This window comes from Lachnobacterium bovis (assembly GCF_900111325.1).
GTDB classification, from domain to species: Bacteria; Bacillota; Clostridia; order Lachnospirales; family Lachnospiraceae; genus Roseburia; species Roseburia bovis_A.
In genome coordinates this window covers 17,822-29,609 of the sequence record NZ_FOGW01000008.1, presented here as the reverse complement: position 1 = coordinate 29,609, position 11,788 = coordinate 17,822, and the positions used below count along the sequence as shown (strand labels likewise).

9 protein-coding genes are annotated in these 11,788 nt (G+C 31.7%); all 9 read right to left on the bottom strand.

What is annotated here, in order from left to right; genetic code table 11:
- Positions 1-18 precede the first annotated feature (18 nt).
- A complete protein-coding gene (locus tag BMY79_RS04090; protein ID WP_074730465.1) occupies positions 19-1,197 on the bottom strand; it encodes a phosphoribosylaminoimidazolecarboxamide formyltransferase in 1,179 nt (392 codons plus the stop codon).
- Positions 1,198-1,210: 13 nt separating this feature from the next.
- Positions 1,211-1,924, bottom strand: coding sequence for an IMP cyclohydrolase (locus BMY79_RS04085; protein ID WP_022747738.1), 714 nt, complete (start codon positions 1,922-1,924; stop codon positions 1,211-1,213).
- 100 nt (positions 1,925-2,024) lie between these two features.
- A complete protein-coding gene (locus BMY79_RS04080; RefSeq protein ID WP_027422543.1) occupies positions 2,025-3,293 on the bottom strand; it encodes a glycosyltransferase family protein in 1,269 nt (422 codons plus the stop codon).
- Between the two features lie 65 nt (positions 3,294-3,358).
- Positions 3,359-4,723: a PFL family protein gene (locus BMY79_RS04075; protein ID WP_074730464.1), complete on the bottom strand. Its 1,365-nt coding sequence runs from the start codon at positions 4,721-4,723 to the stop codon at positions 3,359-3,361.
- Between the two features lie 44 nt (positions 4,724-4,767).
- Positions 4,768-5,040 carry an ACT domain-containing protein gene (locus BMY79_RS04070; RefSeq protein WP_022747742.1) on the bottom strand — a complete coding sequence of 91 codons (273 nt, stop codon included), beginning with the start codon at positions 5,038-5,040 and terminating at the stop codon, positions 4,768-4,770.
- A gap of 16 nt (positions 5,041-5,056) precedes the next feature.
- Positions 5,057-5,857 carry an MBL fold metallo-hydrolase gene (locus BMY79_RS04065; protein ID WP_027422544.1) on the bottom strand — a complete coding sequence of 267 codons (801 nt, stop codon included), beginning with the start codon at positions 5,855-5,857 and terminating at the stop codon, positions 5,057-5,059.
- On the bottom strand, positions 5,858-8,380 hold the full coding sequence (locus BMY79_RS04060; protein WP_242941480.1) for a cell division FtsA domain-containing protein: 2,523 nt from the start codon (positions 8,378-8,380) through the stop codon (positions 5,858-5,860).
- The gene (gene coaE, locus BMY79_RS04055) at positions 8,358-8,996 is read right to left on the bottom strand and encodes a dephospho-CoA kinase (RefSeq protein WP_022747746.1); all 639 of its coding nucleotides are present in this window, start codon (positions 8,994-8,996) and stop codon (positions 8,358-8,360) included. The genes BMY79_RS04060 and coaE overlap by 23 nt, the downstream gene beginning before the upstream one ends.
- 11 nt (positions 8,997-9,007) lie before the next feature.
- The gene (gene polA, locus BMY79_RS04050; RefSeq protein WP_074730463.1) at positions 9,008-11,761 is read right to left on the bottom strand and encodes a DNA polymerase I; all 2,754 of its coding nucleotides are present in this window, start codon (positions 11,759-11,761) and stop codon (positions 9,008-9,010) included.
- Positions 11,762-11,788 lie beyond the last annotated feature (27 nt).

Below are 11,788 nucleotides of genomic sequence, written 5' to 3'. Positions count from 1 at the left end.
ATAACTGATGTTAGCAAATTAATGATGGAATAAACGTATTCCCGTAAAACTCATAACCATATTATATTTATTACATGTATCGATAACATGATCATCTCTAATTGAGCCACCTGGTTCAGCTACATATGTAACTCCACTCTTGTGTGCTCTTTCAATGTTATCACCAAATGGGAAAAATGCATCTGAACCGAGTGCTACTCCTGTATTTTTATCTAACCACATTCTCTTTTGTTCAGCAGTAAATACTTCTGGTTTAACCTTAAAGATTTTTTCCCATTCACCGTCAGCAAGAACATCCATATAATCCTCACCAATATATAAATCGATTGCATTATCTCTGTCCGCTCTTCTTATGTTGTCTACAAATTGCAAGCCTAAAACCTGTGGTGATTGGCGTAACCACCAATTATCAGCCTTTTGACCAGCTAAACGTGTACAATGAATTCTTGATTGCTGTCCTGCTCCAATTCCAATTGCCTGTCCGCCTTTTACATAGCATACAGAATTTGACTGAGTATATTTTAATGTAATCATTGCAATAGCTAAATCAATCTTAGCTTGTTTAGTTAACTCTTTATTTTCAGTAACTATATTGTTGAAAAATTCATCATTAATATCTAATTCATTTCTTCCCTGCTCAAAAGTAATGCCAAATACCTGTTTTCTTTCAAGTTTTTCTGGTTCATATTCTGGATCAATTTTGATCACACAATAATTTCCCTTTTTCTTAGATTTTAAAATTTCTAATGCTTCATCTGAATATCCTGGAGCTATTACTCCGTCAGAAACTTCCCTTTTAATAACTAATGCTGTTTCTTTATCACAAACATCAGACAATGCGATAAAATCACCAAATGAAGACATTCTATCTGCACCTCTTGCTCTGATATAAGCGTTTGCAAGTGGAGTAAATTCAACATCCATATCATCAACCCAATAAATCTTTTTTTCAACTTCTGAAAGTGGAAGTCCTACTGCTGCACCTGCTGGTGAAACATGTTTAAAAGATGTAGCTGCTGGAAGACCTGTAGCTTTTTTAATTTCTTTTACTAACTGCCATCCATTGAATGCATCTAAGAAATTAATATAACCTGCTCTACCACTTAAAACTTCTATTGGAAGTTCGCCGTTTTCCATATAAATTTTTGCTGGTTTTTGATTTGGATTACATCCATATTTTAATTCATATTCTTTCATAACTTCCAATCTCCTATTTATTCTTATTGATTATTCTACTTTCATATTTTCCTGTTTCAATATCTATAAATCTAGTAAACAATGAAACCTTATTGTCATCATTAAGACTTTCCCATACCATATTTGTAAATGAATCAATATCTCCATCAATTTCTACTAATGTTGGTTCACCTTCAAAACTTGGTAATGGATTACCATCGCCCATATAAGTATGAATAAATCTACCTTCACCTGCTACAGGATTGCTGTATGCAAATGTGTATCTATTACAAGATTCTGGATTTCCATTATTACTCTTTAAAATAGACATTGCATAATTAAATTCATTACCTTCAATATGCATAATTCCTGAAATACGTGGTGTATAATTTGGGGCATCTGGTTCAAACTCTCTTGTTCGAAGCGCTTGCTCAAATGTTAGCTGTTTATCCATTAGTTCATAAATTGTATCAGTCTGATCACCATTAGTTACGATTGTTTTATTTCCTAATACACGAACTGGAGCATATATAATTAAGCTTGGATCTGTTAACTTAGAAGGATCAAACGCCTGAGTTCTAATTCCTTCTCCATCTTCAACGAAAACTCTATTTCTACTGTTTTCGCTTCTACCCATAATAAAATAAGCAGTAACTGCATGCTTTCCGTCTTTTGTTTTACCAATCACTATACCTCTACCTGGGTATGTTGTTGATGATAATTCTTCTTTTAGAGAGTTTATTTTCATATAATTTACCTCACATTCATTTATCCTTTTACGCCACTTATTTTACCATGATGTTTTGATTATTAAAAATAATTAATTTTAATCGTTTTATTAGTGAATCTTATATATGTTTTAATAGCTCGTCGACTCTATCCTTCCACATATAGTTAGAATGTGCCCTTATATAACCTCTATCCGCTATATTTTGCATCAATTCTTCATTCTCTAATAATCCCTTGATCTTCTTTGGTAACTTTGAAATTCTATTCAAATCATAAGTTACAATATCCTTTCCTTTTTCAAAATTATCCTCTATATATTCATTTGAATCAGTTACGGCAACCGCTTTTTGAAGCATCGCAGTCAATACTCTTTCGTGTACTCCATTCTTTAAAAGTGGCATGGAATTAAGCGAAATCTTTGAATTTTGGATGATTTTTACCGCTTCATTTGTATCAACTCTTTCGGCACTTCTAATAATATTCCATGGTTTATCGCACTTAAATGAATCCCAATCATCACCAAAAACATGTATCTTAATATCTTCATTTGTAAGCGTTCTAATTAATTTTTCTCTATAAATTGTTCTTAAGCACAAATTTACTGTACTTAACTCTTCTACTTTTTGTGGAAACTCTTCATCAGAATATTTAACTTTTTCATCATCAAAAAACTGTTTTAAAATTTCTTCAAACGTTGCCTTTTTATTCTTGCTTAACAAAATCAAAATCTGTTTTACTTGATTAACTTTAAACTCTTCAAAACATTCCATTTTACTGAGCAAATTCTGTACAGGTATATAATTTCCAATAAACGTAACATCCATTTCTCTATCTTTTATTGGTAAAAGAAATTCTCCATAATCTAATATTTTCTCATAATCTCTGTACTTGACTCCATACGAAACATCCGTATATTTTATATCATCGCCTATAAAGCCCATGTTATAATCTACTCTAAGATTTCCTGCCATTTCTAGGAAAAATACTTTGCTTTTTGGATAATAATTCTTTATATATTCTACATAATCATAATCTATGCAATACAAAACCATTTTTTTATTTTCAATTATCAATCTATCATGAAAAAAACTAGGGTGATCTGTCAAAATATTAATATATTTAAAACTATATTTACTCCAAATAGAACTGCCATCTTCATCTTGAAAAAAAATCTCATCATTTAATCCTCTAAAATTGAACGTTATAAACATCGCATTCTCATCATCTATAAACTCATCTAAACCCGAAATTGTTTCAATAATATTTGTATAATCAATAAAATACGTATCTATTTTTCTTTTCTCCAATTCAAGTGCAATCTCTTCCGATGCATGTCCCCAATTTGACTTATCGCCTTTTAGCAAAACAGCCTTTTTTATTTTTTTCATTTATTGTCCCCCTTATAAAAAAAAGGACTCCTAAATAAATTAGAAGTCCTTTACCATTCAATAAATTAGTTCTTAAAGCTATGAACTGGAGCAGGAATTCTTCCTCCACGATTAATAAAATTCTCACATGAATAATTATTAACTGGCATTACTGGAGCATATCCAAATAAGCCACCAAATTCAACTTTATCTCCTACTTTTTTACCTATTGCTGGAATCAAACGTGCTGCTGTTGTCTTTTGATTAATCATACCAATAGCCATTTCATCAGCAATAATTCCAGAAATTGTTGAAGCCTTTGTATCACCTGGTATGGCAATCATATCTAAACCAACCGAACATACACATGTCATTGCTTCAAGTTTCTCAATTGTAATTGCTCCTGCTTCTACTGCATTAATCATACCTTGATCTTCACTAACAGGAATAAATGCACCACTTAATCCACCAACATATGATGAAGCCATAATTCCACCTTTTTTAACCTGATCATTTAAAAGTGCAAGTGCTGCTGTTGTTCCTGGCGCACCAGCATACTCTAAACCAATCTCACATAATATATCGGCTACACTATCACCAACAGCTGGAGTTGGAGCAAGTGATAAGTCTACAATACCAAATGGAATATCTAATGCTTTTGAAGCTTCTTTAGCAACTAACTGACCAACTCTAGTTACTTTAAAAGCAGTTTTCTTGATAGTTTCGCAAAGAACTTCAAAGCTCTCTCCACGAACGCTCTCTAATGCTTTTTTAACTACACCTGGACCACTAACACCAACATTAATTATAGCATCTGCTTCTGTTACACCATGAAAAGCTCCCGCCATGAATGGATTATCATCTGGTGCATTACAAAATACTACAAGCTTCATACATTCTGCTGAATCATTATCTTTAGAATTATTAGCAACTTCAAGTATAATATTACCTAACATTTTAACAGCATCCATGTTAATTCCAACTTTAGTAGAACCAACATTAACAGAACTACAAACTCTTTCTGTTGTGTGTAATGCTAATGGAATTGACTTAATCAATAATTCCTCTGCTGCAGTCATACCCTTTGACACAATAGCAGAATATCCACCAATTAAATTTACACCAACGTCCTTTGCTGCCCTATCTAATGTTTTTGCAATAGATGCAAAATCTTCTATTGTTTTACATGCAGATCCACCAATTAAAGCAATTGGTGTAACTGAAATTCTTTTATTAACAATTGGAATACCATAACTTCTTTCGATGTCATTTCCTACTTTTACAAGATCTTTTGCTAATGTTGTAATCTTATTATAAATATTCTCATTTAACTTAGTTAAATCTGAATCTATACAATCTAAAAGACTTATACCCATTGTAATTGTTCTTACGTCTAGGTTTTCTTTTTCAATCATTTCATTTGTTTCTTTTACTTCAAAACTATTTATCATAATTTAGAGTCCTCCATCTAAAAATTGCCTTATTTCTTTGAAAATTAAATTCTGTGCATCATATTAAAAATTTCTTCTCTTTGGCACTTAACAGAGACTCCAATTTCTTCGCCTAATTTTTCCATTTCTTCGTTAATTACTGCGAACTCTTTTTTAGCATTTTGCATATCAACAATCATCATCATATTAAAATATCCTGATACTATTGTCTGTGAAATATCTAATACATTTATTTCACTTTCTGCTAAATATGTACAGACCTTTGCGATGATACCTACTGTATCTTGTCCTACAACTGTAATAATGCTCTTATCCATTTTTTCTCTCCTTTTACTAAACACAAATTCTTTCTGATAATTCATCTCTTTTTGCCACTTTAATTGGAAAATCATCAGCTTTATATTTATGATCTCCTAATGTAACCTCAAGACGAACTGTTTCGTATGCTAGCTCCTCTAGATTATTATCTTTACTAAGATGTCCTAGCATAACTGTTTGAAATTTATCATGAAGAAGATGACCAAGAAATTGACCACTTCGTTCATTCGATAGATGTCCCTTGTCTCCAAGGATTCGTTGCTTCAAAACATATGGATATTTACCAACCTGAAGCATATTAATATCATGATTGGCTTCTAATAATAAAGCATCAAGATTTTGTAAGGCTTCTACAAGCTTTTCATCATAAGTACCAAGATCAGTTACAACTGCAACCTTTTTATCTCCGTGACTAAATCTATACGCCACTGGTTCAGCTGCATCGTGCGAAATCGGTAATGCGTGAACCTTAATATCACCAATCTCAAAATCTGTATCCGGTTTAATAATTCTAAATAAACTTTCGTCTATCTTTCCTACACTCTTGCTATTTAATATACCCTTAACAGTACCCTGTGTAGCATAAATTGGAAGGCCATATCGTCTTGATATGACGCCTAGGCCTCCAATATGATCAAGGTGTTCATGTGTAATCAATACACCTTTAATTTCACTTGTTTTTAAATCTAAACCATTTAAACCATTTTCAATTTTCTTACCACTAATTCCAGCATCAACTAAAATGTGATTATTATCGGTTCCAACGTATATGCAGTTACCGCTGCTACCGCTTGCTATACTACATAATTCTAACATTTACATCTCTTTCCAATAAACTTCAATCTTATCACCTGTATGAATTTCTTCGGTGAATCTAGCATCTCGTCCATTTATTGTTGTGATAATACCACGACCTTGACTGTTGCTTAAATCAAAATTTATTTTATCAAAAATATCAACAAATACGTAAGAATTCTTATCAGTTAAGGTAACTGGACTATTATTAACTGTTACAATAATTTCTTTTTCCTCTTCTGACTCTTCATTCTCACCATGATTAACATTATAACTACTATCCTTAACTTCGTCTAGATTTTTTTTCAAATCATATGAAATTTCTAAATCAATATCATTTTTTCGAGAATCATTCTTCTCAAAAATACTGTTATACTCATCCATTTTTTCATATTCTTCGTCAAATGTTTCTTCTAGCGTATCGCAATCTTGGTATTCAACATCAAAATACAATTCCGTTTCACTTAATTCATCTTCCACCTCTATTGGAGTATCTGAATATTCAAGTTCGTCGTCTGATGTTTCTTTTGCTTCTTTTGCTTCTTTTGCTTCTTTTGCTTCTTTTGCTTCTGCTTCTTTTGCTTCTGCTTCTTCGTTTACTTCTGAGATTTCTTTTGATTCTAACTCAACTTTTTTTTCAACTTCTTCATCAAAATCATTCTCACTACTTTGTTCATAATTTCCTAAACCAATACTTGCGCCTCTTAAGGATTCTTGATATTTTCTTTCTTTTATCTGTTCGTCAGATGCATAATAGCTAGCATTTTCAATATGGCACTCTTTTACTGTCCACTCAATTGAAAAATTCTCATAAACTAATGAATTCATATCAGCTAATCTATTATTTACATAAATATCTTCATCTAAATCAATATCGACATCCATAAATTCTGCAACTTGTTCTACCGTATAAAAACCTCTATTTTCAATAATATCCCCATCTTGAATTGCGTATGAACTTGGTTCAAGGACACCATTTACTTCTAAAAATTTAGGACAATTAATCAATCTACCATTTACTATAAATGTCATAATTGAAGAAGTATACTCTTCAAGTTCACTTATAGTATACCTAGCTCTCTCACCTTGTGTAGATGGAATAATTTCTACATTACAATTTGGCTCAAGTGGAGTATTAATATTCGCCGGTTTACCATTTAACGTGATAACTGCTGGTTCTCCAACCTCACCTCTAACAATCCTCTTATTTCCATTAACTGTGAAATTAAGAGCCTTACCACTTCTTGGAAATAGCTTATCATTTGAAAAACCGGCTTGTAATGCAGCATCAACGATTGTCAAACGATTATTGTCGTATAATTTCATTCTTTCGCCATTAAAACGAATCATAATAAAATTATTCTTTTTATCATAATAATTCAAGCAAATTCCTATTGGAGTAACTAATAATGGGTCTTTTTTGATATCTTCTTGAAGAAATGTAACTTCCTTTAAAACCTCTTCTCCTCGTAATGCAACTCGCTCTTCTGGAAGATTTAAGTATTCTGCAAGTTTTTTGGTAAAATTATGTACTTTTCCACCTCCACCTACTACGAATGTTGCACTTACTGTTTGTCCACCGTTTAATTCAATAATTTTTTCTGCTACTTCTGACGTGATTCTATCTACAACTTTATCTGTTAATTCCCAAACTTCTTCTGAAGGAATCGAATGTTTAATTGACATAATATCTTCATATGTCACTTCATCATCAATTGTTGAAGATAATTTAATATGCTCTGCCATTTGAAAATCAACTAAATACTGTTGAACAATTTCTTCTGTAAGTTCATCACCTGCATGTGGAATCATGCCATACGCTGTTATTGAGCCTTCCTTAGTTATACAAATATCGGAAGTTCCTGCACCAACATCTACAAGTGCAATATTTAACATTCTAAAATTCTCTGGAATTGCAACATTAATTGCAGCTATAGGCTCTAATGTTAAATTAGCAACAGATAATCCAGCTTGGCCGACCGCTGAATATAATCCATCTACAACATCTTCTGGTAAAAAAGTAACTATTATATCTTCTGCTATTTTATTAGCTTTATGCCCCTCTAGACTAGTAAAAAGATCATCATTTAAATAAGATTTGACTACTGAATAACCTACACAATAAAATTTATAATTCGTATCATTTTTTTCATTTAATAAATCTTGTGCCTTTTCAACACCAATTAAATCCAAAGTATGAATATCTTCTCCTGTTACAACTGTTTCCTCTGGATAATTATATTCTGCACGACACGTTACCGTCTTTAAAACACGACCAGCCGCAGCTATACACACTTCTGTCAGTGGCTGATTAATTTGAACTTCAAGTTCCTCTTTCACCCACGAAACGACCTGTGCCACACGACCAATGTCATGAATTTGGCCATCTAACATAGCTCTTGTAACATGTTCTTTAACCGTCTGTGCTACAACAATAAACTTTCCTTCATCCGTTCGATATCCAACCGTTCCGACAACATTTCTTGTTCCGATATCGATACCTAACACTAAATTCTCCTTCTTACCGTCTAAAACATTCATCATTAAGTTCACCCCTCAAAACTTTTTCAATTTGTAGAAAAGTTTTCTCAAGTGAATTATTATTGTCAATTACGACCTTGCATTTTTGGATAAACTCCTCTTCAGGTAATTGACTTGAAAAAATATTATCTATTTTTTCATCTGAATATCCCCTTGATTCCTTTAAACGTTTTCTACGATTGTCCTCACTAGTATAAATATACCAAAGTTCATCACAAATTGCATCATAATTTTCTTCTATAAGCAAAGCGGCTTCTAGTACTAGAACTTCTATCTGTCCTCTTTCTTTTTCAAGTGCAAATTGTTCCTTAACATACTCTTTTACCGCTGGATGCACAATGTCATTTATTTTTTTTCTATTTTCCTCTGAAGAAAAAATTAACTTTGCCAAATTCTTTCTATTAAATTCTCCCGATTCATCAACAAGATTTCCTATTTCTGAATCATTTATATTTTTAAAGGTATTACAAATGGTTTTAAAGACCTCAGTTCCTGATTTCATTAATTCGTGTGCAATCTCATCTGCTAACATAACCCTATACTTTGGTTTATTATTTAAATAATTTAATATTGCTGATTTTCCTGCGCCGACTCCACCTGTAATACCTATAAACTTCATTTTATCTCCTTCTAATGAGCATCATACCAATTTTTGCCAACTTGTGTGTCAATTTCTAAGTCAACTGATAATTGAGCTGCTCCTTGCATTTCTTCTTTTAATATTTTTTTAACCTCTTCTAGTTCACTTTCCTTTGCTTCAATTAACAATTCATCGTGTACTTGAAGAAGTAAACGTGATTCTAATTTTTCTTTAAAAATTCGATCATGTACTCTTATCATTGCGATCTTAATAATATCTGCTGCTGTTCCCTGAATAGGAGAATTCATCGCAACACGTTCACCAAATTGTCTTGTCATAAAATTACTAGATTCAAGTTCAACCATTGGTCTTCTTCTATTAAACATAGTCAATGCATATTTTTTTTCTTTTGCTCTTTCTATACAGCTATCAAGATATTTCTTAATCTTTGGATATTGTTCAAAATAATTTTTAATGTATTCTGATGCATCTTTTCTAGAAATGCCTAAATCTTTACTCAATCCAAATGAACTAATACCGTACACAATACCAAAGTTTACTGCCTTAGCATTTCGTCTTTGAAGCGATGTAACTTCATCAAATGGGACTCCAAAAACTAACGAAGCTGTACTTCTATGAATATCTTTCCCATGTTTGTATGCATCTATTAATTTTTCATCTTCAGATAAATGCGCTAACACTCTTAGCTCTATCTGTGAATAATCTGAATCAACGAAAACATAACCTTCTTTTGCATGGAAAACTTTTCTAATTTGTTTACCAAGTTCTATTCTAATTGGTATATTCTGTAAATTTGGTTCTGTCGAACTTAATCGTCCTGTAGCTGTTACTGTTTGGTTGAAAGTAGTACGAACTCTATTATCCTCTTCAATGTAATTTCTTAATCCGTCAGCATACGTAGATTTAAGTTTAGTTAACTGTCTATACTCTAATATTTCACTTACTATAGGATATTGCGCTTTTAATCCATCTAAAATGTCAGCAGATGTTGAATATCCTGTTTTAGTTTTCTTAGCATTTGGTAAAGCTAATTTTTCAAAAAGTATAACACCTAACTGTTTTGGTGAATTTATATTAAATTCTTCCCCTGCTTTCTCATAGATGCTTTTTTGAAGTTTTAAAATGCCCTCATCTAGATTAGAAGAATATTCTTTTAACGCCTGCGCGTCAAGAATTATTCCCTCTTTTTCCATAGATGCTAAAACAAACGCTAATGGCATTTCTACTTTTTCAAAAAGCTCAAGCATATTATCATTTTGTAATCTAGCAATAAGATTATCATTTGCCATAAAAGGTATATAACTTTCATATGCTACATACTCAATTGCTTTATTTTTATTGCTAGAAAACATATCATCTATTGTCTCTTTACCAAAAAACTCTTTTTGCGTTGGAATCATAATACCAGCAAACGATTTAGCAATATCATCAAGTGGATACTCTCCAATTGTTGGATTAATAAGATATGACGCAATCGATGCATCTACAAACTTACTTCTGTATGCAACATATTTTTCAAAATCTTCTGCAGGATTTAAAACACCCGTCTGTTCTAACAATTTAACTTGTGATTTAACATCTCTCGTTATTAATTTGTTTGCTGTAGTTTCCTTTATTTTGTTTCTAAGATAATCGCTAGTTATTCCATTACAAACTTCAATAAAATAAACTTTATCTTTTGAATATGTAAGACTAAGTCCAAATAAATCTTCTTTTGAATCTGTTGAAAAATCAAAAAGACCTAATTGTCCATTACTATCTTGATTAAATTGTCCCACACTATTATTTTCTCGCTTTACAAGGTAAAATGCAATATTTTTATCTTTAATTTCTTCAAAAATCTTATCTGCTTTTTCAATTGTTTCTACAACTTCTATTAATTCAGATATATTAAATGATTCTTCCTTTGCATCAAATCTATTTAATAAATTTTTAAATTCTAATTCCTTACACAATAAATATGCATCTTGTGTATATAAATCAGAAATACTATCTATTTTTGCATCTTCAAAATTATATTCTATTGGAGCATCTGTTAAAATTGTAGCCAATTTTTTGCACAATACTGCATCTTCCCAATATTCAACGATATTCTTTGACGCTCTTGGCGGTTTAATAATCGCAGCATTTTCATGAATTTTTTCAATACTACCATATTCGGCCACAAGAGTTTTTGCTGTTTTTTCACCTATGCCTGGCACTCCTGAAAAATTATCAGACGAATCTCCCTGAAGTGCTTTTACGTCAATAAATTCTTTAGGTGTTACGCCATATGCTTCTTTAACATCAGATGCAAAATAATTTTCAATTTCTGTTCCTGTTCTTTTAGTCTTTGGAATTCTAATTAAAACCTTATCTGTCGCAAGTTGAAGCAAATCTCTATCTCCTGAAATAATTGAAACATTCATTCCTTCTTTTTCAGCTCTATTTGCTATTGTTCCTAAAAGATCATCCGCCTCATACCCTGCAAGCTCAATGATTTTAACACCCATTGCCGTAAGCATTTTTTTCATAAGAGGAACTTGCTGACGAAGTTCCTCATCCATAGACTTTCTATTGCCTTTATATTCTTCAAACATTTTATGTCTAAATGTTGGTGCGTGAACATCAAAAGCTACTGTAATATAATCTGGCTTTTCTTCTTCTAAAATTTTAAACATAATATTAATAAATCCATACACAGCATTAGTATGCAATCCCTGTGCATTTGTTAAATCTGGCAATCCATAATATGCCCTATTCAAAATACTATGTCCATCTATCAACACTAATTTCTTACTCATAAAATGTTTAACCTTTCTTTATATAAC

Coding starts and splice junctions, on each gene's coding strand:
- BMY79_RS04090 (WP_074730465.1), bottom strand. CDS start 1,197: ATGAAAGAATATGAATTAAAATATGGATGTAATCCAAATCAAAAACCA.
- BMY79_RS04085 (WP_022747738.1), bottom strand. CDS start 1,924: ATGAAAATAAACTCTCTAAAAGAAGAATTATCATCAACAACATACCCA.
- BMY79_RS04080 (WP_027422543.1), bottom strand. CDS start 3,293: ATGAAAAAAATAAAAAAGGCTGTTTTGCTAAAAGGCGATAAGTCAAAT.
- BMY79_RS04075 (WP_074730464.1), bottom strand. CDS start 4,723: ATGATAAATAGTTTTGAAGTAAAAGAAACAAATGAAATGATTGAAAAA.
- BMY79_RS04070 (WP_022747742.1), bottom strand. CDS start 5,040: ATGGATAAGAGCATTATTACAGTTGTAGGACAAGATACAGTAGGTATC.
- BMY79_RS04065 (WP_027422544.1), bottom strand. CDS start 5,857: ATGTTAGAATTATGTAGTATAGCAAGCGGTAGCAGCGGTAACTGCATA.
- BMY79_RS04060 (WP_242941480.1), bottom strand. CDS start 8,380: ATGATGAATGTTTTAGACGGTAAGAAGGAGAATTTAGTGTTAGGTATC.
- coaE (WP_022747746.1), bottom strand. CDS start 8,996: ATGAAGTTTATAGGTATTACAGGTGGAGTCGGCGCAGGAAAATCAGCA.
- polA (WP_074730463.1), bottom strand. CDS start 11,761: ATGAGTAAGAAATTAGTGTTGATAGATGGACATAGTATTTTGAATAGG.